The 25,664-nt window shown below is 34.3% G+C and carries 19 protein-coding genes, 1 pseudogene and 1 riboswitch; of the genes and pseudogenes, 16 read left to right on the top strand and 4 right to left on the bottom strand.

Annotated elements, in window-relative coordinates; genetic code table 11:
* Positions 1-56 precede the first annotated feature (56 nt).
* On the bottom strand, positions 57-473 hold the full coding sequence (locus tag COE49_RS17850) for an MCP four helix bundle domain-containing protein (protein WP_170933775.1): 417 nt from the start codon (positions 471-473) through the stop codon (positions 57-59).
* Positions 474-678: 205 nt separating this feature from the next.
* Here COE49_RS17850 and COE49_RS17845 point away from each other — a divergent pair.
* From COE49_RS17845 to COE49_RS17810, 8 genes and pseudogenes are all read left to right on the top strand, one after another.
* Positions 679-927, top strand: a pseudogene (locus tag COE49_RS17845) (methyl-accepting chemotaxis protein); the annotation flags it as partial.
* A gap of 155 nt (positions 928-1,082) precedes the next feature.
* Positions 1,083-1,532 (top strand): arginine repressor, encoded by a 450-nt coding sequence (gene argR / locus COE49_RS17840; protein WP_088231789.1) that lies wholly within the window; start codon positions 1,083-1,085, stop codon positions 1,530-1,532.
* Between the two features lie 267 nt (positions 1,533-1,799).
* Complete coding sequence (gene arcA, locus COE49_RS17835; RefSeq protein WP_088231788.1) at positions 1,800-3,032, top strand: arginine deiminase; 1,233 nt, start codon at positions 1,800-1,802, stop codon at positions 3,030-3,032.
* A gap of 30 nt (positions 3,033-3,062) precedes the next feature.
* Positions 3,063-4,061, top strand: a complete 999-nt coding sequence (argF, locus tag COE49_RS17830; RefSeq protein ID WP_088231787.1) for an ornithine carbamoyltransferase — start codon at positions 3,063-3,065, stop codon at positions 4,059-4,061.
* A gap of 99 nt (positions 4,062-4,160) precedes the next feature.
* Positions 4,161-5,576: an arginine-ornithine antiporter gene (gene arcD / locus COE49_RS17825; RefSeq protein ID WP_088231786.1), complete on the top strand. Its 1,416-nt coding sequence runs from the start codon at positions 4,161-4,163 to the stop codon at positions 5,574-5,576.
* A gap of 36 nt (positions 5,577-5,612) precedes the next feature.
* Positions 5,613-6,575, top strand: a complete 963-nt coding sequence (gene arcC / locus COE49_RS17820) for a carbamate kinase (RefSeq protein WP_098945985.1) — start codon at positions 5,613-5,615, stop codon at positions 6,573-6,575.
* Between the two features lie 200 nt (positions 6,576-6,775).
* Positions 6,776-7,465 (top strand): Crp/Fnr family transcriptional regulator, encoded by a 690-nt coding sequence (locus COE49_RS17815; RefSeq protein ID WP_088231784.1) that lies wholly within the window; start codon positions 6,776-6,778, stop codon positions 7,463-7,465.
* Between the two features lie 157 nt (positions 7,466-7,622).
* Positions 7,623-8,306: an ABC transporter permease gene (locus COE49_RS17810; protein WP_098253123.1), complete on the top strand. Its 684-nt coding sequence runs from the start codon at positions 7,623-7,625 to the stop codon at positions 8,304-8,306.
* 121 nt (positions 8,307-8,427) lie between these two features.
* On the opposite strand, the gene COE49_RS17805 is transcribed toward COE49_RS17810, so the two are convergent.
* Positions 8,428-9,762, bottom strand: coding sequence for an FAD-binding oxidoreductase (locus COE49_RS17805; RefSeq protein WP_098253124.1), 1,335 nt, complete (start codon positions 9,760-9,762; stop codon positions 8,428-8,430).
* Between the two features lie 243 nt (positions 9,763-10,005).
* On the opposite strand from COE49_RS17805, the gene COE49_RS17800 reads away from it, so the two are divergent.
* The 4 genes from COE49_RS17800 to COE49_RS17785 all read left to right on the top strand — a co-directional run bounded on the left by COE49_RS17800 (position 10,006) and on the right by COE49_RS17785 (position 17,449).
* Complete coding sequence (locus tag COE49_RS17800) at positions 10,006-11,670, top strand: glycoside hydrolase family 13 protein (RefSeq protein WP_088231781.1); 1,665 nt, start codon at positions 10,006-10,008, stop codon at positions 11,668-11,670.
* Positions 11,671-11,877: 207 nt separating this feature from the next.
* A complete protein-coding gene (locus COE49_RS17795) occupies positions 11,878-13,515 on the top strand; it encodes a PTS transporter subunit IIBC (RefSeq protein WP_088231780.1) in 1,638 nt (545 codons plus the stop codon).
* 4 nt (positions 13,516-13,519) lie between these two features.
* Positions 13,520-14,311, top strand: a complete 792-nt coding sequence (locus COE49_RS17790) for an endonuclease/exonuclease/phosphatase family protein (protein ID WP_088231779.1) — start codon at positions 13,520-13,522, stop codon at positions 14,309-14,311.
* Between the two features lie 306 nt (positions 14,312-14,617).
* Positions 14,618-17,449 (top strand): YhgE/Pip domain-containing protein, encoded by a 2,832-nt coding sequence (locus COE49_RS17785; protein WP_088231778.1) that lies wholly within the window; start codon positions 14,618-14,620, stop codon positions 17,447-17,449.
* A gap of 296 nt (positions 17,450-17,745) precedes the next feature.
* On the opposite strand, the gene COE49_RS17780 is transcribed toward COE49_RS17785, so the two are convergent.
* Positions 17,746-18,450 carry a glycosyltransferase family 2 protein gene (locus COE49_RS17780; RefSeq protein WP_240522867.1) on the bottom strand — a complete coding sequence of 235 codons (705 nt, stop codon included), beginning with the start codon at positions 18,448-18,450 and terminating at the stop codon, positions 17,746-17,748.
* A 517-nt stretch (positions 18,451-18,967) separates the two neighbouring features.
* Between COE49_RS17780 and COE49_RS17775 the strand changes: the two genes are divergently transcribed.
* From COE49_RS17775 to thiE, 4 genes are all read left to right on the top strand, one after another.
* On the top strand, positions 18,968-19,795 hold the full coding sequence (locus COE49_RS17775) for a glycosyltransferase family 2 protein (RefSeq protein ID WP_088231777.1): 828 nt from the start codon (positions 18,968-18,970) through the stop codon (positions 19,793-19,795).
* A gap of 315 nt (positions 19,796-20,110) precedes the next feature.
* The gene (topB, locus tag COE49_RS17770) at positions 20,111-22,300 is read left to right on the top strand and encodes a DNA topoisomerase III (protein WP_088231776.1); all 2,190 of its coding nucleotides are present in this window, start codon (positions 20,111-20,113) and stop codon (positions 22,298-22,300) included.
* A gap of 132 nt (positions 22,301-22,432) precedes the next feature.
* Positions 22,433-22,545, top strand: a riboswitch (TPP riboswitch).
* Positions 22,546-22,615: 70 nt separating this feature from the next.
* Positions 22,616-23,425 carry a hydroxyethylthiazole kinase gene (thiM, locus tag COE49_RS17765; RefSeq protein ID WP_088231775.1) on the top strand — a complete coding sequence of 270 codons (810 nt, stop codon included), beginning with the start codon at positions 22,616-22,618 and terminating at the stop codon, positions 23,423-23,425.
* Positions 23,426-23,440: 15 nt separating this feature from the next.
* Positions 23,441-24,100: a thiamine phosphate synthase gene (thiE, locus tag COE49_RS17760; protein WP_098945984.1), complete on the top strand. Its 660-nt coding sequence runs from the start codon at positions 23,441-23,443 to the stop codon at positions 24,098-24,100.
* An 88-nt stretch (positions 24,101-24,188) separates the two neighbouring features.
* On the opposite strand, the gene COE49_RS17755 is transcribed toward thiE, so the two are convergent.
* A complete protein-coding gene (locus tag COE49_RS17755) occupies positions 24,189-25,502 on the bottom strand; it encodes an anaerobic C4-dicarboxylate transporter family protein (protein WP_088231773.1) in 1,314 nt (437 codons plus the stop codon).
* Between the last annotated feature and the right edge of the window lie 162 nt (positions 25,503-25,664).

The following is a 25,664-nucleotide window of genomic DNA, read 5'->3' as shown; positions in this document are numbered from 1 at the left end:
AATCCTTTATTTTTTTCGGGATTCAGTTATTACATAAGGAAATCTTAATGTATAATTTAAATAGAGAAACCACCTAATTTAGGTGGTTTCTCACTTGCGCGTTTAAAGATAATAAATTTGTTTTGTTCAGAAATATAGGTTATAGTTTGTAAGTTTTTCTTTATATTGATTGAGTAGTTTTTTCTTCGCTTGTTTATATATGTATTTCCGTATTGAGCTTGTAACTTTTCAGTTTCTTTATTTGTATCATTTAATTTATTTAAAATTGTAGTACGGCGATTCTCATCTTCAGTAATAATGAGTTCTTTTACGTAACTAAACTCTTTATACATATTGCCTTCGATTGATTCTAGCCATTTAATAGGCTGGAGGAAGGAGAATTCTTTCGGTAAATTCGTTAAAATAGAGAGAATTGGTACTGTTACTAACAGAGTTAATCTGTTTATAACATTTAAACGATTTGATAATTTCAACATAGAATCACCTGACCTTAAATTGTGTAGTTGAATATAGTTATGAAGTCACTTGCATCCGAATAAAACTATACATCATTTTTACTTATATATAGAAAAAACAATGTAATAATTACGTAAACAAAAAAAGAAAATCTGTATATCTTTCTATAAAGAAAATATGGATAATAATGGATAGTATATTACTTATGAGGAGGAATGAAAAATGGAAGTAGCAAATGCTACGAAGCAAATTAGTAGTTATATGAACGAACAAGTAGAGTGTATTCATCAAACGGGTGAACAAACAAAAGAAGTCGCATTAATTGCTGAGGAAACATCAGCTAGTTCACAAGAAGTGGCACGTCTGACGGTACAACAATCCGAAAATATGATGGCAATCGATCAATTATTAAAGGATTTAGAGAAGCAATCAGTCGATTTAAAACAGACAATTGAACGATTTTCAATGTAAGAGAGAAGAACAGGATGCTGTTCTTCTCTCTTTTTATTTAGCTATTTAATATCTACAGTTAAAAAGTATAAACTATGAACGTTTCCGCAACATTCCTTTCTGTCCCTTTCGGATGAAAATTATAGCGAGCTATAATATTAAAAGGGGTGTCTTTTATGAAAAAAGAAAAAAGACAACGATTAATTAAACAATTTGTAAAGGAGTATGAAATAGAGAAGCAAGAAAGATTAGTAGAATTGTTAGCAAGAAAAGATGTATTAGTAACACAAGCTACGGTTTCTCGAGATATTCGTGAGTTAAACTTAACGAAGGTGCCTTCTAAAGAAGGATTAATGATATATAAGGTTTTCTCAGATGAGCAGTTACAAACTGATATAAAGTTAAAGAAAAAATTACGAGAGGTTGTTGTGAAAATTGATTGTGTAGATCAATTAATGGTTATTAAAACATTACCTGGTAATGCACATGTTATTGGTGTTTTATTTGATGAGTTAGATTGGAAAGAAAAAATAGGATGTATATGTGGAAATGATACATGTCTTATAATTTCACAATCGAAATCAGATAGAGAGATTTTGGAGGAAAGGTTAAATTTAATTATTTAGATGTAAAATCCTGTTTTTAATAAAAATTAAAAACAGGATTTTTATTTGAATACGGAAGTTAAATATTCAACCTATATGCATAATATATGTGCTTTTCATTAAAAAAGTAGGGTGGATTGTTATAAAAATACAAATTCATATGACTTTAAAAAATAACGTGTTTAATATTTCACAATGATAATGTGAATACTTTCACAAATGTGAAAGCGCTTAGCATTTATTATGTACTTGTAAGACATCAAACATATTTAAAAGGAGGTACAACAAATGAAGCATCCGATACATGTTACTTCAGAAATTGGGGAATTACAAACGGTGTTATTAAAACGACCTGGTAAAGAAGTGGAAAACTTAACACCAGATTATTTGCAGCAGTTATTATTTGACGATATTCCATATTTACCAATTATTCAAAAAGAGCATGATTATTTTGCACAAACGCTACGCAATCGGGGTGTTGAAGTTCTTTATTTAGAAAAACTAGCTGCTGAGGCGTTAGTAGATAAAAAACTTCGAGAAGAATTTGTTGATCGTATTTTAAAAGAAGGACAGGCTGACGTAAATGTTGCACATCAAACTTTAAAAGAATATTTACTTTCCTTTTCAAATGAAGAATTAATTCAAAAAATTATGGGTGGTGTACGGAAAAACGAAATTGAAACAAGTAAGAAAACACATTTATACGAGTTAATGGAAGATCATTATCCGTTTTACTTAGATCCAATGCCTAATTTATATTTTACTCGTGATCCAGCAGCTAGCGTGGGTGACGGCTTAACGATAAATAAGATGAGAGAACCGGCGCGTAGACGTGAATCATTATTCATGGAGTATATCATTAAATATCATCCAAGATTTTCAAGTCACAATGTGCCAATTTGGCTAGATCGTGATTATAAGTTTCCAATTGAAGGTGGCGACGAGCTAATTTTAAATGAAGAAACAATTGCGATTGGAGTGTCTGCTCGTACTTCAGCTAAAGCAATTGAACGTTTAGCTAAAAATCTCTTTAGCCGACAAAATAAAATTAAGAAAGTGTTAGCAATAGAAATTCCAAAATGCCGAGCATTTATGCATCTAGATACAGTATTTACAATGGTCGATTATGACAAGTTTACAATTCATCCAGCCATTCAAGGGCCAAAAGGAAATATGAATATTTATATTTTAGAAAAAGGTACAGATGAGGAAACTCTTAAAATTACACATCGTACTTCTTTAATGGAAGCATTAAAAGAGGTATTAGGTTTAAGTGAATTAGTTCTTATTCCTTGTGGAGGAGGAGATGTAATTGCTTCCGCTCGTGAACAATGGAATGACGGTTCTAATACATTAGCAATTGCGCCAGGTGTAGTTGTTACATATGATCGCAACTATGTATCCAATACGTTATTACGGGAACATGGTATAGAAGTCATTGAGGTGCTAAGTTCGGAATTATCTCGTGGTCGTGGGGGTCCACGTTGCATGAGTATGCCGATTGTTCGTAAAGATATTTAGTATAAATAACGGAGAGAGTAGGGATGAAGTATGTTAATGACTAAACCAAATTTAAAAGGAAGAAGCTTTCTAGCAGAAAAAGATTTTACACAAGAAGAATTATTATATTTTCTAGATTTAGCAGCAGAATTAAAAGAGAAAAAGAAAAATGGTGTCCCACATCATTACTTAGAAGATAAAAATGTAGCACTCTTATTTGAAAAAACCTCTACTCGTACGCGATGTGCATTTACAGTAGCGTGTACAGATTTAGGTGCGAACCCTGAATATTTAGGAAAAGGTGATATTCAGCTTGGGAAAAAAGAATCCGTAGAGGATACAGCAAAAGTGTTAGGGCGCATGTTTGACGGAATTGAATTTCGTGGATTTAATCATGCAACTGTAGAATGTTTGGCACAAAATTCTGGTGTGCCTGTGTGGAATGGATTAACAGATATGTGGCATCCAACACAGACACTGGCAGATTTATTAACTATTAGGGAACATGTAGGTAAATTAGAAAATGTGAAACTCGTTTACGTTGGAGATGGACGAAATAATGTTGCTAATAGCTTACTAGTTGGCGGAGCAATCATGGGAATGGATGTACGTATTTGTACACCAGAATCTTTATGGCCAGAGCAAGAGGTAATTGACTTAGCAAAAAAATATAATGAACAGGTAATGGTAACAAGTAATGTGGAAGAAGCTGTTGCGAATGCAGATGTAATCTATACAGATGTATGGGTGTCTATGGGAGAAGAAGAAAAATTTGCTGAACGTGTCGAGTTATTGAAACCTTATCAAGTAAATATGAAAATGATTAAAGAAACAGGTAATGAAAACGTGATTTTCTTACATTGTTTACCTGCATTTCATGATGTTGAAACGATGTATGGTGAGGAAGTTTATGAGAAATATGGGTTGAAAGAAATGGAGGTAACTGACGAAGTATTCCGCAGTAAACATTCAAAAGTATTTGATCAGGCTGAAAATAGAATGCATACAATTAAAGCGGTTATGGCAGCGACTTTAGGAAACATGGAGTAAAGAAGAAAGGGAGTTCTCCTTTCTTCTTTCTCCTCCGTTAGACACTATCATTCACTATTGTTTTCGAATTGTTATTGCAATTAAAGAGAGGTGAGTGGAATGGGTGAAGATAAGAAATTAGGATTGTTTACTTTAACGGCTCTTGTAGTCGGTTCGATGATCGGTGGTGGAGCATTTAATTTAGCAAGTGATATGGCAAAAGGTGCTGGTGCCGGAGCCATTATTATAGGTTGGGTTATAACAGGAATTGGGATGATCGCGCTGGGATTATCATTTCAAAATTTAACTGTAAAGCGGCCAGATTTAGATGGTGGTATTTTTAGTTACGCAAAAGCAGGATTTGGTAATTTCATGGGTTTTAATAGTGCGTGGGGATATTGGCTATCTGCTTGGCTTGGTAATGTAGCTTACGGTACATTATTGTTTTCTTCATTAGGGTATTTCTTCCCGATTTTTGAAGGCGGTCAAAATGTAGCATCCATTATTGGTGCAAGCATATTATTATGGTGTGTCCACATGTTAATTTTACGTGGAGTTCAATCAGCGGCACTTGTGAATTTAGTAACTACAATTGCAAAATTAGTACCTGTATTTGTATTTATTGTTGTAGGAATCTTAGCGTTTCATATGGATACGTTCTTAGATGGATTTTGGGGGCAAACTGGTTCCTTTTCATGGGGAGCGGTTGGCAGCCAAGTTAAAAGTACAATGCTTGTAACTTTATGGGTGTTCATTGGAGTAGAAGGAGCTGTTGTTCTATCTAGTCGAGCAAAAAATAGAAGTGATGTAGGGAAAGCAACAGTTATTGGCTTAATTGGTACACTCATTATTTACATATTAATTACATTACTGTCTCTTGGGCTTATGCAGCAAGCAGATATTGCTAATTTGAAAAATCCGTCTATGGCTTATTTATTTGAAAGTGTTGTTGGAAAATGGGGTGCTATATTTATTAATCTAGGTTTAGTTATCTCAGTATTAGGTGCTTGGTTAGGTTGGACGTTGCTTGCTTCTGAAATTCCATATTTAGCAGCTAAAGATGGAGTATTTCCAAAATGGTTCGCAAAAGAAAATAAAAATAAGGCTCCAGTAAATTCATTATGGATAACAAATGGCTTAATTCAAACGTTCTTATTAACATTCGTCGTTTCTGCTCAGGCGTATAACTTTGCATTCTCTTTAGCATCTTCAGCTATTTTAATCCCATATGCTTTTTCAGCATTTTATCAATTGAAGCATAGTTTAAAATCTGAAGAAGCAGATCGAAATAAAAATATAATAATTGGCTTGATAGCAAGTATTTATGGTGTGTGGTTAGTTTATGCAGCCGGTTTAGATTATTTATTATTAACAATGATTTTATATGCGCCAGGTATTTATATTTTTTACAATGTTCAAAAGCAAAAGAGTTCGAAGAAAATATTTACTCGAGTGGAATTAGCATCATCGGTAGCAATTGGTGCTTTAGCATTTTTTGCGATTTATGGTTTAATTACAGGCAGTATTGCTTTATAAGTGCTGTGAAGACGAAATAAACTGGAGGGCTGAAATATGACACGAAGAAAAATTGTAGTTGCACTAGGGGGAAATGCGATACAGTCTGGAAAAGCTACTGCGGGAGCACAGCAAGAAGCGCTGGAAAAAACAGCAGAACAACTCGTGAAAATAATGGAAAATGATGTGGATATAGTAATTGCGCATGGAAACGGCCCACAAGTGGGGAATATTTTATTGCAGCAAAAAGCTGCAGAAACGGAAAAGACACCTGCAATGCCATTAGATACTTGTGGTGCAATGAGCCAAGGGATGATTGGGTATTGGATGGAAAATGCGATTGAAAAGGCATTGAAAAAACGGAATATAAAAAAAGACGTAGCAACGGTTATAACACGTGTTGTTGTAGATGAAAAAGATGAAGCATTTAAAAATCCGACTAAACCAATTGGTCCTTTTTATACAGAAGAAGAAGCAAGAAAATTAATGAAAGAAACAAAAGCAGTGTTTAAAGAGGATGCTGGTAGAGGATGGAGACGTGTTGTTCCATCACCGAAGCCTGTATGTATTCATGAACATAAAGTGATTAATTCTTTGGTCGAAGAGGGAAATATAGTGATAGCTGTTGGCGGTGGTGGAATTCCAGTAATTGATTCCGAAGAAGGCTTAAAAGGAACTGAAGCCGTTATCGATAAAGATTTCGCTGCGCAGAAATTAGCTGAATTAGTAGATGCTGATACGCTCGTAATTTTAACTGCAGTTGATCATGTGTATGTAAATTATAATCAACTGAATCAAAAGAAATTAGAGCATGTCACAGTGAATCAATTAGAAGAATACATTGAAGAAAAACAATTTGCTGCGGGAAGTATGCTTCCAAAAATTGAAGCTGCTATTAATTTTGTTAATACAGATCCAAAAAGAAAAACAATTATTACGTCTTTAGAAAAAGTATATGAAGCACTAGAAGAAAGGGCTGGTACTATTATTTCTAAACAGAATGTATGCATGTATGTTTAAATAATTATGTACGCTATTTATCTAGTAAAAAAAGAATGGAGTACTAACTTCATTCTTTTTATTTATTAATATTTTTGTAAGTATTGTTCATAAAGTTTTCATGATGAAATCCGAATATGCAAGTTAACTATGATAAAATTTAATTTGAATACGCTTTCTCGGTTTTTCGCTCCAACATACAGCAAGAGAGAGGGAGTCCTATGAATAGACGGAACGTAGTTAAAGATTTAAAGCAGTTTGAATTATTTGCTCATTTAACAGAAAAAAAATTGAAAGGTTTGACGGAGTTTGTCTATTGGCGAACTTATAAAAAGGGTCAATTTTTATTTTTAGAAGGAGATTCAAGAGAAAGAATTTACTTCATGTTAGATGGTTTTGTAAAGTTAGAGCGGGTGAATCAAAGTGGGAATTTATTATATGATGACTATGTAAAGCGGTATTCTATTTTTCCGTATAGTGGTATGTTTGCAGACAGAGGATATAATTATACAGCAGAAGCGATGACAGATGTAGAGGTATATTATATTCCGACAGTAATTTTCGAAGATATGGTGAAATCTAGTAGAACGCAATTAATGCACGTTGTTCAGCAATTATCATCGATATTAAAACTGAACGAAAATCGAGTGCAAAATATTACAATTCCTAATGCACAAGATCGGGTTATTCAAACATTAAATTATTTAATGCAGGATTTAGGAGAAAAGAGTGGTGAAACGGTTGTCATTTCATGTCCACTTACAACCATTGAAATATCGAAAATATCTGGTACGTCTCGAGAGACAGTGAGTGGCGTATTAAAACAATTAAAAAATGACAGTATAGTTACTATTTTGGATAAAAAAATTACAATACATAATCCAACATATTTTGAGGAAATTTCTATGTGAAAACTAAATATTGATTTTCTAATATACAGTGTATATTAATAAGGTCCTTTATATATTTATAAGGGATTTTTTTACGTCATCCTCTATAAACAGGTTGTATTATATGGTAATAATAGCTAAAATCGATAATAAAAAAGAAAAGGAAAGGGGAGAAAGAATGGTCCGAATCGAGTACGATCGATTAGTAGCTATTTGTTACAGCATAGGGGTTTTGTTATTATTAAAGCTTCCAAATGATAATGAATTAATTGGAGAAAAATTATTTAATGTCTATAAGGTTCCGGTACATACATATATTTATATGGATTATAAAGTTTCAAATATATTAATTCTTTCTTTCGTACTACATGTAATCGCATTTATATTATTTGTAAAATGGCTAGGGAAAAAAGAATCTAGTACATTTAGAAAAATGAATAAGATAAAAGTAGTAGGCATTAGTATTTTGATTTTAATGATGCCGTTTATTTTAAATAACATCCTCCAGACATTGAATAAAACATGGTACTACGCAGGAAAAACAGGGGTAGAAGCAATAGAATATAAAAAAGAAGATAGCCAGTGTAGAATGGAGAAAAATGGAGAGGATATCGAACAAAAGTGCACTGTTGTTTTAAAAAATTATCATAATCATTCACAAGCATTAAAAGTTGTTTTATATGATAATGGAAACGAGAATTCAAAAAGTTATCCGGTACCGAAACCAGTCTATTTACAAAAACATGAGACAAAGCAATTCGAATTTCAAATTCCTGCTGTTTATAGTAGTGGTATTGAAAAAGATAAAGTACCAAATATTAAATTATATTCATTGCATGAAAATAATGAGCAGTACAATTAATCTATAATTGAAAGTTCATGAGTAGGAGCAATAATTTGACACGGTATAGAAAATCAACTTGAATCATCCAACATGCTGCGAGGCAACGGCGTATTGGATGATTTTTTATGTTATCTCTTTTTTACGTATGAAAGGGTGGGATACTTTGTTGAAAACGAAAAACATTGCAAGGGTCATATATGGTTTTCACTTTACGCAACCTTTGAAAGTTAGGACCATAATAACTAGTTTGCCAATTTTTAATATCGATATCGGGCCAATTGACATAGTCACCTAGTGTATAAGGATCTAAGCTCTCTCGTAAATCTTTAACCCAGCGTATATTTCGATTTTCTTCATCATCACATTTCCAAGAGGTAATGTATTCTTGAGCAATAATTGCTTTGCGATGGAAATAAGCTGTTTCAGTAGGCGGAATATTTTCAACAGCACCTACGAGTGATTGGTGCCAAATACTCGCATCTTTATTTGGTGCATGAGAAAGAAAATGTTGCATGATTTGAATTCCTTTAAGAGGAATAGGTTTATATACGTAGGAACCGGAGCGCTTGAAGTTTTCAGGGATGTTACCACTGTTGAAAAATTCAACAGCCTTTATATAAGGAACTTCATCTATAAAGGGAGAGGGGGTACCAGTTTCAAGAAGAGGAGATAATAAGGAATGGAGTTCAGAGGGAGAGCCAACAAACTCACCTTGTGCTTCAATTTTGTTTTGTTGCTTTGTGAATAATTCAATTGATGAAGTGAGACGTTCGTCTATATAAGGCGCCCAGTTTTGCCAAGCTTGAAATGCAGCGATAAAATCTTTCCATTCCCACGTAAGTGAGAAGATTGATACATTTTTTATAGGGTGTACTCGAAAAGTTAAAGAAGTAATAATTCCGAAGTTTCCACCACCACCACCGCGGCACGCCCAAAATAAGTTATGGTTTTCATGTTCGTTTGCACGAATGATTTTTGCTCCAAATTTACCACACGCTTGTACCATTTCAACTTCTACTAATTGATCACATGTTAATCCAAATAAGCGTGAAAGCATACCGATGCCACCGCCAAGTGTTAATCCAACAATTCCAACGCTTGCACTTGTACCAGCTGGTATTGTCACACCATACTTCCAGAGCTCTTTATAAACAGTGCCAAGGTTTGCACCAGCTTCAATTGTTGCTGTTAATTTATCCGTATTAACAGTAATACGATGCATTTCACTCACGTCAATAATAAGTCCTCTATTTAAAAGAGAAAAATTTTCATAGCTATGACGTCCGCTTCTTAAGCGAAATGGTACATGATGTTCGCGTGCCCATTTTAAGGCGTTACACACATCATTTTTATTTTGGCAAAAAACAATAATACAAGGGAGTTTTGGAATACTTAAATTTAAATTCATTCGGGCTACGTCATAGTTAGGATCTGAGGGCACAACGATACGACCTGTTAATTTTACTTGTTTCAATTTAACACTCCTTTCTAAAAAATCAGAGCTTTGTATTAATGTATGAAAAGTGTATGTAACGTGCGTGGACAAGAGGAGGTACAGAATGAGATTTGCTTTAGTGAGAAATAAATAAAGCATAAGAATAAGGAATCTACATAGAGTTCAATGAAAACAGTTGCAAACTATTCATATTTTGTTATGATAGTGTTACGAAAACGTTTGCATAAATTTTCCGATGGGATGCAAAAGGAGAGAATTATTATGAATAAGACATGGTGGAAAGAAGCGGTTGCTTATCAAATTTATCCACGTAGCTTTATGGATTCAAATGGTGATGGTATTGGAGATTTACAAGGTATTATCGCAAAACTGGATTATTTAAAAGATCTAGGTATAGATGTAATTTGGATTTGCCCAATGTATAAGTCACCTAATGATGATAATGGTTATGATATTAGTGATTATCAAGATATTATGGATGAGTTTGGTACAATGGCAGATTTTGATGCTTTACTAGATGAAGTTCATAAGCGTGATATGAAGCTTATTATTGATTTAGTTATTAATCATACGAGTGATGAACATCCATGGTTTATTGAATCTCGTTCATCTAAAGACAATCCGAAGCGTGATTGGTATATTTGGCAGGATGGTAAAGATGGCGTAGAACCAAACAACTGGGAAAGTATTTTTAATGGTTCGGCATGGGAATATGATGAAGTAACAGGACAATATTATTTACATTTATTCTCGCGTAAACAACCAGATTTGAACTGGGAGAATAAAGAAGTTCGCGAAGTATTATATGATACGGTTAATTGGTGGCTGGATAAAGGAATTGATGGTTTCCGTGTTGATGCGATCAGCCATATTAAAAAAGAAGATGGCTTCAAGGATATGCCAAATCCAAAAGAATTAAAATATGTACCATCTTTTGATAAGCATATGAATGTGGATGGTATTCAACCTTTATTAGAAGAGTTAAAAGAAAATACATTTTCTAAGTACGACATTATGACTGTTGGTGAAGCAAATGGCGTTAAGATTGAAGATGCTGAGCTTTGGGTTGGAGAAGAGCAAGGTAAATTCAATATGGTATTCCAGTTTGAACATTTAAGCTTATGGGATGCAGAAAAGAAGAAAGATCTTGATGTTGTAGGATTGAAAAAGGTATTAACGAAATGGCAAAAAGGGTTAGAAAATAAAGGGTGGAATGCTTTATACATCGAGAATCACGATAAGCCACGTATCGTTTCAACGTGGGGAGATGATAAACAATTTTGGCGTGAAAGTGCAACAGCTCTAGGAGCGATGTATTTCTTTATGCATGGTACACCGTTTATTTATCAAGGACAAGAAATTGGTATGACAAATGTTCAATTCCCAAATATTGAAGATTATGATGATGTGGCAATTAAAAACTTATATCGTGAGAAAATTGCAGAAGGAGTATCACATCAAGATATGATGGAAATTATATGGGCTTCTTGCCGTGATAATTCACGTACACCTATGCAGTGGAACGATGAGATGAATGCAGGCTTTACAATAGGTGCACCTTGGTTTGGTATGAATCCGAACTACAAAGAAATTAATGTTGAGAAGCAAAAGAATGAAGAAAACTCTATTTTCAATTTCTATAAAAAAATGATTGCCTTGAAAAAAGAGCACGATGTATTGAACTACGGTACGTACGATTTACTTTTAGAAGATGATACGCAAATTTATGCATATACTCGTACATTAAACGATGAAAAAATCGTTGTAATTAGTAATATCTCAAAAGAGGAAGCTGTGTATAATGAGAGTTCATTCGCACTAGAACGCAAACGTTTGCTCTTAAATAACTATGAAGTTGCGGAACATGAACAAGTAACTTCAATCACGTTAAAACCTTATGAAACAAGGGTTTATCGCATTTCATAATAAAAAAGGGTGCTCCTGGAGCATCTTTTTTTATGAAAAAAAATAAATTTCTATTGCAAAGTGAAAACGCTTTTATTAAAATAGATTTATGAAAACGGTTGCGTAAAGAGATGAAAATAAAGTTCTGTAAGGAATCGTTTTCACAAAAGAAACAGAAATTATAATTTAAATCGTTATGTTGTTATAAATAAAGGGGAGGAAGAACAGATGAAAATTACGTCTTTTGATTTTTGGCAAAAGTTCGGGAAAGCATTATTAGTTGTTGTAGCTGTAATGCCAGCAGCTGGTTTAATGATTTCTATCGGTAAGTTAATTGGGATGTCTGCTGGGGATATTAACGCAGTTCATACAATTGCTCGCGTAATGGAAGACATCGGTTGGGCAATCATTACGAATCTACACATCTTATTCGCAGTAGCGATTGGGGGATCTTGGGCGAAAGATCGCGCAGGTGGTGCATTTGCAGCACTATTAGCATTCGTCTTAACAAACAGAATTACAGGAGCTATATTTGGCGTAAATACTGAAATGTTAGCGGATTCAAAAGCGACAGTGTCTTCAGTATTAGCAGGAGATTTACTTGTAAAAGATTACTTCACTTCTGTACTTGGTGCACCAGCATTAAACATGGGAGTTTTTGTAGGGATTATCACAGGTTTCTTAGGAGCTACTTTATATAACAAATATTATAACTATAACAAACTGCCACAGGCATTAGCATTCTTTAACGGAAAACGATTCGTACCATTCGTTGTAATTGTTTGGTCTACAGTCACTGCAATTGTATTATCACTTTTATGGCCATTCATCCAAAGTGGATTAAATGAATTTGGTCGCTGGATTGCAGCTTCAAAGGATAGTGCGCCAGTTGTTGCACCATTTGTATACGGAACGTTAGAGCGTTTATTATTACCATTTGGATTACATCATATGTTAACGATTCCGATGAACTACACAGAGCTAGGTGGAACATATACAATGTTAACTGGCTCAAAAGTTGGACAAGTTGTAGCAGGACAAGATCCATTATGGCTTGCATGGATTACAGACTTAAATAACTTATTAGCAAGTGGAGATACGAAAGCATATAACGACTTATTAAATAACGTTGTACCAGCTCGTTTCAAAGCCGGACAAGTTATTGGTTCATCAGCAGCTTTAATGGGTATCGCATTCGCGATGTTCCGTAACGTAGATAAAGATAAGCGTGCAAAATATAAACCAATGTTCTTATCAGCTGCATTAGCAGTATTCTTAACAGGTGTTACAGAACCGATTGAATTCATGTTTATGTTTATTGCACCAGTATTATATGTTGTATACGCAATTACAACAGGTCTTGCATTCGCATTAGCAGATGTAATTCATTTACGTGTTCATGCATTCGGATTTATTGAGTTAATTACTCGTACACCAATGATGGTTAACGCAGGTTTAACAAGAGACTTAATCAACTTTGTTATTGTTTCATTGGTGTTCTTCGGTCTTAACTTTACATTATTCAATTTCTTAATTAAAAAATTCAATTTACCAACACCAGGACGTGCAGGTAACTATATTGATAATGAAGACGAGTCATCAGAAGGAACAGGAAATGTACAAGATGGTTCATTAGCAACAAAAGTTATTGATTTATTAGGTGGAAAAGATAATATTGCTGACGTAGATGCTTGTATGACACGTTTACGTGTAACAGTAAAAGATTTAGATGTTGTTGCGCCAGAAGCACAGTGGAAACAAAATGGTGCTTTAGGACTTATTGTAAAAGATAAAGGGGTACAAGCAGTATATGGCCCGAAAGCTGACGTATTAAAGTCAGACATTCAAGATATGTTAGGTGCGTAATAATATGAAATTGCTAACTTTAAATTGTCACTCTTGGCAAGAAGAGAATCAAATGGAAAAGATAAAATATCTTGCTAAAGTCATTCAAGAAGAAGAGTATGATGTCATCGCATTGCAAGAAGTAAGTCAGTCGATACAGGCTGGAAATGTATGCGGTAACAAGAAAGAAGATAATTTTGGACTTTTACTATTAGAAGAGTTAAAAGCGTTATATGTAAAAGATTACAATATTACTTGGGATTTCTCTCATATTGGTTATGATGTGTACGAAGAAGGATTAGCGATTATAACAAAGCATACTATTATAAAAGAAGATACGTTCTTTGTATCAGAAAACAAAGATACAACGTATTGGAAAACACGCAAAATTGTAAGTGCAACAATTGCTTATAATGGTAAGAATATAACGTTTTACTCTTGCCATCTCGGTTGGTGGAATGATGAAGAAGAGTCATTTAAAGGTCAAGTTGATCGTTTGATGGAGCGGGTAAATAGCAATGAACTTTCCTTTTTAATGGGTGATTTTAATAACAATGCTCGTTTGGAAGGCGAGGGTTATGAGTATATGATGCAAAAAGGTTTGTATGACACATATGAACTAGCAATAGAGAAGGATGAAGGAACAACTGTCCAAGGCGAAATTGCTGGTTGGGATGAAAATAAACATAATTTGCGAATCGATTTAATACTGTGTAACCAAAATAAAACTGTTCGTTCTTCAAAAGTTATTTTTAATGCTACAAACCGAAACGTAATTTCAGATCATTTCGGTGTAGAAGTTCAATTAGATATATAATAGAAGAAATCCTCACAGATAATAAAAATCTGTGAGGATTTTTTTAGAAATACAAGTATTTCCAAGAGAAAATACTTGTATTTTTTATGACATTTCCTATATATTTGTTGTTACTGAATGTAAAACCGATTCGGTCATTTTGTATTCATGTTTTTACTTACTTCGTTATATAATAAAGTAAGTGAAATATTTAATATGGAAAATAGTGCATTTTCGTTTAATCCACGATGTAGAAAGTGATATAATTGCAAAATGTGTGCATCATTTTCTAAAGAAGGAAAAATATATAATTAGGTGATAACTTATATGAAACAAATTTGGCGTATTTACAAAACAGATTTACGGAATGTGGCCAAACATTGGGCTGCAATTGTTATTGTATTAGGTTTGATGGTTCTACCATCGTTATATGCATGGTTTAACATTAAAGCTTCTTGGGATCCTTACGGAAATACGAAAGGAATTCAGATTGCAGTTTCTAACCAAGATGCTGGGACAAATTTAAGAGGAAAAGATATTAACATTGGGGAAGAAATTGTAGATTCACTTAAGAAAGACAAAAATTTTGGGTGGAAGTTTGTTGATGAAAAGCAAGCAATTTATGGAGTAGAGCATGGAGATTATTCTGCAAGTATTACTATCCCAAAAGATTTTTCGGAAAAGATTGCAACAGTCTTGAATGAAAATCCAGAGAAACCGGAAATTGATTATTACGTAAATGAAAAGGTGAATGCCATTGCACCGAAGATTACAGCTAAAGGTGCATCGGGTCTTACAGAAGAGATTAGTAAAAACTTTGTTAAAACAGCAAACGGTGAGATTTTTAAAATCTTCAATGAACTTGGAATCGATTTAGAAACTAACTTACCGAGTATCGAGAAAGTAAAAGATCTTGTATTTAAATTAGAAGCTCAGTTCCCAGAAATGAATACACTGATGGATAAGGCGTTAGATGATGCGACTCAAGCCGAAGATATTGTAAAAATAGCACAAAAAGATTTACCTGTTGTAGAGAGTGTAATAAATGATGGGCAAGAAGCGTTGGCAAATTTAGATAAGTTCTTTGCGAACCAAGATCAAACGTTGAAAAACGCTCCAGGAACGATAAGAAATGATTTAGTAGTAGCAAAAGGCGTTATGGATAGTGCAGCTGCATTTACTGACTTTTTAATGAATCCAGGTGTAGACTTAAGTATTCCAGATTTGAATGGATTACCTGAATTCCCAGCTAGACCAGATCTTTCTAAGCTGAATAGTGATGGTTATAAGAGCATAGCTCAAAATATTAATCAAACAGTAAATAATGTTTTAAGTTCATCACGTGCAGGAACAGCTTATGGAAAAAGTGTTTTAAATGGATTACAAAATGGGAAATTTGATCCAGAACAAGCAAAGAAAGATTTAAATGCTGTATCAGATCAATTACAAGCTCGCACAGATGGCATTGCGTATCTTATTAATTTCTTTACTGAACTTCAGAAATCCGTGACGACTGATTTTGGTAAAAACTTTTTCCAAGGACGAGTGGATCACTTAACTAAGCTTAAAGATGGTATGGAAAATGCGAATAACGGAATTAAAGATGTTGTAAATGCTATCGGTACAGGACAAGAAGTAAAGAAAGATGTAACAGATGTAGCTAATCAAAAATTAGATGCAGCAAATGCATTAATTGATCAAGCTGAAAAAGATTACAATGAAACATTTGTAGCAGATTATCAAAAAGCAGTTAGTACAGTAGATCAAGCTAAAGTTGATGCAAATGCAGCATATGATAATGCAAAAGCAGATTATGATAAAGTTAAAAATAGTCTTGAAGATGCAAAAGCAGATTTACAAAATAAAGGTATTAACGGTTTAGATTCAACAAAAGTAGCTTTAAACAGCTTAAATGGTCAATTCCAATCTGGCATCGGCTTAATTAACGATATGATTCCAGTTCTAGAAAGTACAAATAAGGTTTTAGCAGATGTGAATAGTGACAAAAACCTTAATAATGGAATTGCAAAGTTAAATAAAGCGAAAAGTAGTTTACAAAAAGGTGTAGACGCAACGAATAAGGGAATTACCCTTATTAACAATGGACAGAAGCCTACAAAAGATGTAATTGAAAGTATTAATAATGCTGCGAAAGACGGGTCAGCTCAATTAACAGATGTATTATCGACGTATGATTCAGAAATTGTACCAGGCTTTAATACAGCTATCGCTCGTACAAAAGAGATGTCTAAAAATACAACTCAAATTTTAAATGATGCAGACAAAAAGCTTCCAGATGTGAAGAAGTTACTAGAAGATTCATCAAAAGGCTTAGTAGACGGTAGAAAGAAATTAGCAGATATTAAAGCTGAAATGCCAGCTACTGAGAAAAAGATTAAAGAGTTAGCAGATAAAATTCGTGATTTTGAATCAGAAGAGGATATAAAAGATATCATACGCTTATTGAAAAATGATGTTGAAAAGCAAAGTGATTACTTTGCGAATCCAGTAAATTTAAAAGAGAATAAATTATTTGCAATGCCGAACTACGGTTCAGCGATGTCACCATTCTATACGGTGCTTGCATTATGGGTAGGCGCGTTGTTAATGGTTTCATTATTAACGGTAGAAGTACATGAAGAGGGTGCTAATTATAAGAGCCATGAAATATACTTCGGACGTTTATTAACATTCTTAACGATAGGTCTTTCACAGGCATTTATCGTATCGATGGGGGATATATTCCTACTCGGTACGTACGTAGTCGATAAATTCTGGTTTGTGTTATTTAGTTTATTTATTGGGGGAGTATTTGTTTGTATCGTGTACTCACTTGTTTCTATTTTCGGAAACGTTGGGAAATCGATGGCAATTATTTTACTTGTACTGCAAGTAGCAGGATCGGGTGGTACGTTCCCAATTGAAATGACACCACCGTTCTTCCAAATGATTTATCCATTCTTGCCATTCACGTACGCAATTAGCGCAATTCGTGAAACTGTAGGTGGAATGCTTTGGGATATAGTAACTAGAGATTTACTCGTGCTAACTGCTTTTGTAGTTATCATAGTTGTGGCGGCATTAGTACTGAAAAAGCCAATTAACAAATCAAGTGAAAAGTTTGTTGAGAACGCAAAAGGAAGTAAAATTATTCATTAAAAATAAAAGGATCCTACCGAGAGTGGTAGGATCCTTTTCGTTTACTCAAATTTTAAGTTATTTATTGGTTCTTCTTCTTTTTATCGGTGAACATCTCTTATATAAAATAATTTCTCTCTATATTGTGCTTCAGATTTACTGTGACACCTCAAAGTAATAGGAGGTTGATAGTGCTGCGGTCTAAACAAGATTTCCTTTTTCATACTGATCGCACATCTCCTGTAGGGTGATAGTATCATTGTGTTCAAGATGTAAAGGTTCATTGTACATGTGTTATATTTTTGGCGCCAGAACCATTAGTCTTCCCATTTCACTAGATTGGGATTAGGATCTAATATAGAGTCATATTGTTCCTTCCATCCATATATGGCATCAGGATCTAGCTTTTTATAGCGATTATATTTCTTTTTGCGGTCATTTTCTTGAGCCCATCCATAATGTTTTATTCTGGATGAATGACATATATAAGGAAAATGCGAAATGGTATTGGGAAATCTTCCGCAATGTAAAGGGATATTGTTCCAACTATACGTTAATTCATCACGATATCTTATTAAAAATGGACGATAATAATGATGAGCTTTCCAGTAATCGTCATCTCTATAGTGGGTCTCTGACCACATATCATATAGTCGAAAGTAAACTGCATCATAGTGACTATGAGTTAAGATATTTCCTATTTCTTGTTCGAAATTAGGTTCAAAAATTTCGTCTGCATCTAAATTTAAAATCCATTCAGGTTTCAATTTTACAGCTTCTTCCCATTGTTTTTGACGAAGCTGTACCTCATTTGTAAACAGAGAATTTTTATTTTCTATAAGTGTATAAGGAGTATTTTTTAATAGTTTTTTACATAATTCTACTGTTCCATCTGTGCTTGCATCGTCAATAATCACCACATGGTCTACAAATGGCAAGTGATGTTCTAATGCTCTCTGCAGATAACGATTTTCTTCATTTTTAACCACCATGCTTAGAAGAAGTCTAGGTTTTGTAATCACTTGAATCTCCTCTTTCCGTTTTAGTTCATATTTCTTCTGTTACTGTTCAAAGGACTTAATAGGCTGTAGCATATTTATCTATGTTTTTCTACGATTAGTATAGATATTCCAAGGTTACTTACACCTATAATATGTATGCGGTTCGGAATGTTAACTAAAGTCTTTTTACAAAAAGGCATATTAATATGCCTTCCAGGTCTTTAACAAATATATATAAACTGCTAAAAAGCAATGACATTATATTTGTTCATATCTAGAATTTGCTGGAATGTATCATTTTTCGACAGAATACTTTTTCTTTAAAAATATTGAATTGTGAAACGCCCATTTTAAGTGAGGTAGTGATACGATTCGTGATCTAATCCATCCGATTATAAATGATTGTTCTCTGTTTTGAATGTACTCATTTCTTTGAAGGATATTGTTAGCTGTAACCTAATTTATAGGTTATTTTCTGCATCAGAACCATATACATTATAAAAAACAATGATTTATTGTGATAACAAGGAGGATTACAATGAAAAAAAGAATAATAATTGGAAGCCCCATTCATCAATCCCCTTTTATTTTGGATGAATTTCTCTTTTCATTAACAGAATTAAACACGGAAAATTTTGTTGTGCATTATATCTTTTTTGATGACAACGAGGACCAAGCTTCCAAAAACCTATTGAATCAATTTTATAGCAATAATACAGACGTTACTATTTTACGAGACCAAAATCTCCCCCCAGAATCTTATTATAAGGATGAAAATACTCATTATTGGCCCGTAAATCAAGTTTGGAAAGTAGCTGAAATGAAGGATAAAATCATTGATTATGCAAAAGAAAATCAGTATGATTATTTATTTTTAGTCGATTCTGATTTGATTCTTCATCCAAACACTTTACAACAATTGATTGAATCAAAAAAGGACATTATTTCAAATATTTTTTGGACTAAATGGGTAGCTAATGGTATAGAAATGCCGCAAGTGTGGATGACGGATGTATACACTTTTTATAAAAACGAGGGGAAAACAACATTAACTCCAGAAGAAGAAATAGCAAAAAACGAAGAATTTTTGAATATGTTAAGACAGCCAGGAATATATAAAGTAGGTGGACTTGGAGCGTGCACTTTAATTAGCCAAAAAGCAATACAAACTGGAGTGTGTTTCAAAGAAATTCCTAATGTATCATTTTGGGGAGAAGATCGGCATTTTTGCATACGTGCCATGGCCATAGGATTAGAATTATATGTGGATACACATTATCCAGCGTATCATATTTACCGTCAATCGGATTTAAGTGGATTGAAAAACTATAAGGAAAATAACGGATTGACTGTGAGAAAAGAATGATGATTTCATCTAATGTTTTCTTTAATCATGCTTGGATGGTTGATGTATCGACTCCGGTTAAGAAGCGGTTTAAGACAGTCGCGGATTGAAGCATTGAATATAAAATATTATTTATAAATGGATTAAGTGTTATTCAAAACAGCAAGTGGTAGTTACTCCAAAACAGTTTAATGAGGTTTATAGAGAGAATGAGAAATTGAAACAAGAAGTAGGGATTCTTAAACAAGCTATGCCAAATAGAAGGGCTTCTTTACTTTTCTTCCTGAAAACTGTGGTATATTAAACGGTATATAGTTAGTAAAGGAGTTTGAATAAATGGCAAAGAGTGTAGTAATTGCTGAGAAACCATCAGTTGCACGTGATATAGCAAAAGTATTAAAGTGTACAAAAAAAGGTAATGGATTTTTAGAAGGTGACAAATACATTGTGACTTGGGCTCTTGGGCATTTAGTGACGCTTGCAGATCCTGAGACTTATGATAATAAGTATAAAACATGGAATCTTGAAGATCTTCCAATGCTTCCAGAACGTATGAAATTAGTTGTTATAAAACAAACGGGAAAACAGTTTAATGCTGTAAAACATCAACTTAGCCGAAATGATGTTAATGAGGTGATTGTGGCTACTGATGCAGGAAGAGAGGGTGAATTAGTAGCACGTTGGATAATTGAAAAAGCAAGAATAAATAAACCAATTAAGCGTTTATGGATTTCTTCTGTAACAGACAAAGCAATTAAGGACGGTTTTAACAATTTAAAACCAGGTAAAGCATATGAGAATTTATACGCTTCAGCTGTCGCACGTTCCGAAGCTGACTGGTATATCGGTCTTAACGCGACTCGTGCTTTAACAACTCGCTTTAATGCTCAGCTGAATTGTGGTCGTGTACAAACACCTACTGTCGCTATGATCGCTAGTCGTGAAGATGAAATTAAGAACTTCAAAGCTCAAACTTACTACGGCATCGAAGCGCAAACAACGAATCAATTAAAACTAACTTGGCAAGATGCAAACGGTAATAGCCGTAGTTTTAATAAAGAAAAAATTGATGGTATTGTAAAGAATCTAGATAAACAACATGCTATTGTTACGGAAATCGATAAAAAGCCGAAGAAGTCATTCTCTCCTGGTCTTTACGATTTAACTGAATTACAACGTGATGCAAATAAAAAGTTTGGTTACTCTGCTAAAGAAACGTTAAACATTATGCAGAAGTTATATGAACAACATAAAGTGCTAACATATCCTCGTACAGATTCACGTTACATTTCATCCGATATCGTCGGAACACTTCCAGAACGTTTAAAAGCATGTGGCGTCGGAGAATACCGTTCTTTAGCACATAAAGTACTACAAAAGCCTATCAAGCCTAATAAATCATATGTTGATGATAGTAAAGTAAGCGATCATCACGCAATTATTCCGACAGAAGGATATGTTAACTTCTCAGCCTTCACAGATAAAGAACGTAAAATTTATGATTTAGTTGTAAAACGTTTCCTAGCAGTGTTATTCCCAGCATTCGAATATGAGCAACTAACGTTACGCACAAAAGTTAGTAATGAAACGTTCATTGCACGAGGAAAAACAATTCTACATGCCGGTTGGAAAGAAGTATATGAAAATCGCTTTGAAGAAGATGATGTAACGGATGACGTAAAAGAGCAGCTTCTACCTCACATTGAAAAGGGCGATACATTAAGTGTAAAGCTACTTATGCAAACATCAGGTCAAACAAAGCCACCTGCACGATTTAACGAAGCGACTTTACTTTCAGCGATGGAGAATCCTACAAAATATATGGATACGCACAATAAACAACTTGCTGATACATTAAAATCGACTGGCGGATTAGGTACTGTAGCGACACGTGCAGATATTATCGACAAGCTATTCAATTCATTCTTAATTGAAAAACGTGGTAAAGATATTCATATTACTTCAAAAGGTCGTCAGTTACTTGATTTAGTACCAGAAGAATTAAAATCTCCTACATTAACTGGTGAATGGGAACAAAAGCTTGAGGCTATCGCAAAAGGTAAATTGAAAAAAGAAGTATTCATTTCTGAAATGAAGAACTATACGAAAGAAATTGTTTCTGAAATTAAATCGAGTGATAAAAAATATAAACATGACAACATTTCAACGAAGTCTTGTCCAGACTGCGGTAAACCGATGCTAGAAGTAAACGGTAAAAAAGGCAAAATGCTCGTATGCCAAGATCGTGAATGTGGTCACCGTAAAAATGTATCCCGTACTACAAACGCGCGCTGCCCGCAATGTAAAAAGAAATTAGAATTACGTGGTGAAGGTGCAGGCCAAATTTTCGCATGTAAATGTGGCTATCGTGAGAAATTATCAACATTCCAAGAGCGACGTAAAAAAGAATCAGGTAACAAGGCTGATAAGCGTGACGTTCAAAAATATATGAAACAACAGAATAAAGAAGAAGAACCATTAAATAACCCATTCGCAGAAGCATTAAAGAAATTAAAATTTGATTAAATAAAAAGAATTGTCCTTCTAAAGTTTTGATGGGCAATTCTTTTTTATTGTATACAATTTAAATTAACAAATATGGAAAGGTAAAGAACTTGTTATTTTATTAGAATAAGAGTAGACTTTGAAATAGATGAATAATAAACACATGGGAGTTTGTGGATGCAAACTGAGAGTATGACTATTAATCCGTCATTGACCATTTGAACCTGTTGGATAATGCCAGCGTAGGGAGAGTGTAAAAGCACATATTCAGACACTTTGCGTACGCAAAGTGTCTTTTTGTGTATCTCCCACCATTATAGTTAGGAGATGAAAAAAATGAATGTACAAGAAATTAGTAAAGTAGTGGATTTAGTAAGAGAGTCTAATCCGCTCGTTCATAATATTACAAATGTTGTTGTCACAAATTTTACGGCGAACGGTTTGTTAGCGTTAGGGGCATCGCCTGTAATGGCGTATGCAAAAGAAGAAGTAGCAGAAATGGCTAGTATTGCTGGAGCTCTTGTTTTAAATATGGGAACACTTCGTCCTGAAGAAGTAGAAGCGATGTTACTTGCGGGTAAATCAGCAAATGTGAACAATGTACCAGTACTGTTTGATCCAGTTGGCGCAGGAGCAACGTCGTATCGAACAGAAGTTGCGAGACATATTCCAGCTGAAATCGATTTAGCTGTTATCCGCGGAAATGCAGCTGAAATAGCTAACGTTATTAATGAGAGATGGGAAATTAAAGGGGTCGACGCTGGTACTGGAAATGGCAATGTTGTAAGTATTGCAAAGCAGGCAGCAGACGAATTGAATACAGTGGCGATTATTACTGGAAAAGAAGATGTTGTTACAGATGGAGAGAAAACTGTTCTTATTCGAAATGGCCATCCCATCTTAACGAAAGTTACGGGAACAGGGTGTTTACTAACTTCTGTAATAGGAGCTTTTACAGCGGTAGAAAAAGATTATGTAAAGGCAGCCGCGGCAGCATTAACATTTTATGGAGTAGCAGCGGAACTAGCAGCTGCTAAAACAGTAGAAAAAGGACCTGGTAGTTTCCAAATTGAATTTTTAAATCAGTTAGCAAATACAACTTCTGATGATATTGAGAAATATGGAAAGATTGAGGAACTAGAGTAAGAGGGAGTGAAAGAAATGGCACGCATTGAAATAGATAAAATGTCAAAGCTATTGCAAGTGTATTTTATTATGGGAAGTAATAACTGCATAAAAGATCCGTTAGCTGTATTGAAAGAAGCGTTAGATGGCGGAGTGACACTTTTCCAGTTTCGTGAAAAGGGAGAAGAAGCTTTAACGGGCGAGAAACGTTTACAGTTTGCCAAAGAGGTGCAAGCACTTTGCAAGGAGTATGGTGTACCGTTTATTGTAAATGACGATGTTGAATTAGCCATTGAACTAGATGCAGATGGTGTTCACGTTGGACAGGATGATGAAGGAATTACTTCTGTTCGTGAAAAAATGGGTGATAAAATTATCGGTGTATCTACACATACAATTGAAGAAGCACGCTGGGCAATTGAAAATGGAGCTGACTATTTAGGCGTTGGACCTATTTTCCCAACGAGTACAAAAAAAGACACGAAAGCTGTTCAAGGAACGAAAGGATTAGCTCATTTTAGAGAACAAGGAATTATGATACCGATTGTCGGTATTGGTGGGATTACGATTGAAAATACTGCTTCTGTTATAGAAGCAGGTGCGGATGGTGTCTCTATTATTTCTGCGATTAGCTTAGCGGAATCTCCTTATGAAAGTACGAAGGAGCTAGTAAAGGAAGTAAGGAAGAGTTTGTAGAGTTGCAAAGCGAGTTGTTTCGTTTATTTAAACAAACGTTTGATTAAATAAGCACAAACCTTTTTAAATATAGGTTTGTGCTTTTTATTTAAAACATAATGGAAATTAAGAGCATTCCAATTCCGATAGAAGTAAAGGTTGCGATTAGGCCAGGAATCATAAAACTATGATTTAGTACATATTTCCCGATGCCTGTTGTACCAGTACGGTCAAAGTTAATGGCAGCAACGATTGTTCCGTAGTTTGGAATGAAGAAGTATCCATTTACTGCAGGGAACATTGCAATTAGTAATGCTGGTGGAATACCAAGAGATAGTCCAAGTGGCATTAAAGCACGAACTGTTGCTGCTTGGCTATACAGTAAAATAGATAAAATGAATAATGCGATAGCAAATAGCCATGGTGCACTTGTTACTAAATGCTGAATAGATCCTTGAATCATATTTAAGTTTCCGTTAAAGAAAGTATCTCCCATCCAAGCGATACCGAAAATAGCAACAACTGCTGTTGCCCCCGCTTTAAAGACGTTACCAGACACAATGCTTTCTACATTTGGTTTACAGAAAATAATAATAAGAGCTGCGATAGTTAACATAACCATTTCAATTGTGTTTGGCATAGAAAGGCGAACTAACTTCCCGTCAACCATCCATCCCGGACGAAGTGCTTCAAAGGAACCAAGAAGTACAACAAGGAAAGTTCCTACTAGGAAAAGGATAACGGATAATTTAGCACCTTTTACACCGACAAATTCTTTTTTCTCCTCTAGTTTAGAAATCATGCCTTCTTTTAATCGTTTTAAGTATTCAGGGTCTTCATTTAGTTCTTTCCCCATTTTACTAGCAACGAATGCAGCTACCATACAAGCGATGAAAGTAGAAGGGATACTTACTTTTAAAATATCTAATAAAGTGATTTTATAGTCAGCTAACATTGCTAAAAGAGCAACTGTGGCAGCTGAAATGGGACTAGCTGTAATGGCTTGTTGAGAAGCGATTACGGCAATTGACATTGGTCGCTCGGGTCTAATTCCTGATTCACGAGAGACTTCTGCGATAACAGGAAGTACAGAATAGGCAACATGACCAGTGCCAGCACATAGTGTGAATAAATAAGTAACAATTGGAGCAAAAAAAGTAATACGCTTTGGATTTTTTCGTAATGCTTTTTCAGCTAGATGAACAAGATAGTCCATTCCTCCAGCAGCTTGCAAAGCACCGGCAGCGGTAATTACTGCTAAAATCATAAGCATTACATCGATAGGAGGAGCGGTTGGTTGTAAGTGGAAGACAAAAACAAGTATTGCCATACCAACGCCACCCATTACTCCTAAACCAACTCCGCCTAGACGTGCACCAATAAAAATACAGAGTAATAAGGTAAGAAATTGTAGCCAAAACATGATAAACTACCTCCGAAGTCCATAAGTTAAGATATATTCGAATAGTTTAATTTGAAAGAAAATTAAATGAATATCCGAAAAACTCTCGATTTTTCTACATTTTTTATTATATAACACAAAAAAAGTAACATTCATGCATTTTTTGAAATTATTTCGAAAAAA

Source organism: Bacillus sp. AFS029637 (genome assembly GCF_002584985.1).
Lineage (GTDB): Bacteria > Bacillota > Bacilli > Bacillales > Bacillaceae_G > Bacillus_A.
Note: the sequence above shows the minus strand (reverse complement) of the source record. Positions and strands in the feature narration are given on the sequence as shown.

Coding starts and splice junctions, on each gene's coding strand:
- argR (WP_088231789.1), top strand. CDS start 1,083: ATGAAAAAAGAAAAAAGACAACGATTAATTAAACAATTTGTAAAGGAG.
- arcA (WP_088231788.1), top strand. CDS start 1,800: ATGAAGCATCCGATACATGTTACTTCAGAAATTGGGGAATTACAAACG.
- argF (WP_088231787.1), top strand. CDS start 3,063: ATGTTAATGACTAAACCAAATTTAAAAGGAAGAAGCTTTCTAGCAGAA.
- arcD (WP_088231786.1), top strand. CDS start 4,161: ATGGGTGAAGATAAGAAATTAGGATTGTTTACTTTAACGGCTCTTGTA.
- arcC (WP_098945985.1), top strand. CDS start 5,613: ATGACACGAAGAAAAATTGTAGTTGCACTAGGGGGAAATGCGATACAG.
- COE49_RS17815 (WP_088231784.1), top strand. CDS start 6,776: ATGAATAGACGGAACGTAGTTAAAGATTTAAAGCAGTTTGAATTATTT.
- COE49_RS17810 (WP_098253123.1), top strand. CDS start 7,623: ATGGTCCGAATCGAGTACGATCGATTAGTAGCTATTTGTTACAGCATA.
- COE49_RS17800 (WP_088231781.1), top strand. CDS start 10,006: ATGAATAAGACATGGTGGAAAGAAGCGGTTGCTTATCAAATTTATCCA.
- COE49_RS17795 (WP_088231780.1), top strand. CDS start 11,878: ATGAAAATTACGTCTTTTGATTTTTGGCAAAAGTTCGGGAAAGCATTA.
- COE49_RS17790 (WP_088231779.1), top strand. CDS start 13,520: ATGAAATTGCTAACTTTAAATTGTCACTCTTGGCAAGAAGAGAATCAA.
- COE49_RS17785 (WP_088231778.1), top strand. CDS start 14,618: ATGAAACAAATTTGGCGTATTTACAAAACAGATTTACGGAATGTGGCC.
- COE49_RS17775 (WP_088231777.1), top strand. CDS start 18,968: ATGAAAAAAAGAATAATAATTGGAAGCCCCATTCATCAATCCCCTTTT.
- topB (WP_088231776.1), top strand. CDS start 20,111: ATGGCAAAGAGTGTAGTAATTGCTGAGAAACCATCAGTTGCACGTGAT.
- thiM (WP_088231775.1), top strand. CDS start 22,616: ATGAATGTACAAGAAATTAGTAAAGTAGTGGATTTAGTAAGAGAGTCT.
- thiE (WP_098945984.1), top strand. CDS start 23,441: ATGGCACGCATTGAAATAGATAAAATGTCAAAGCTATTGCAAGTGTAT.
- COE49_RS17755 (WP_088231773.1), bottom strand. CDS start 25,502: ATGTTTTGGCTACAATTTCTTACCTTATTACTCTGTATTTTTATTGGT.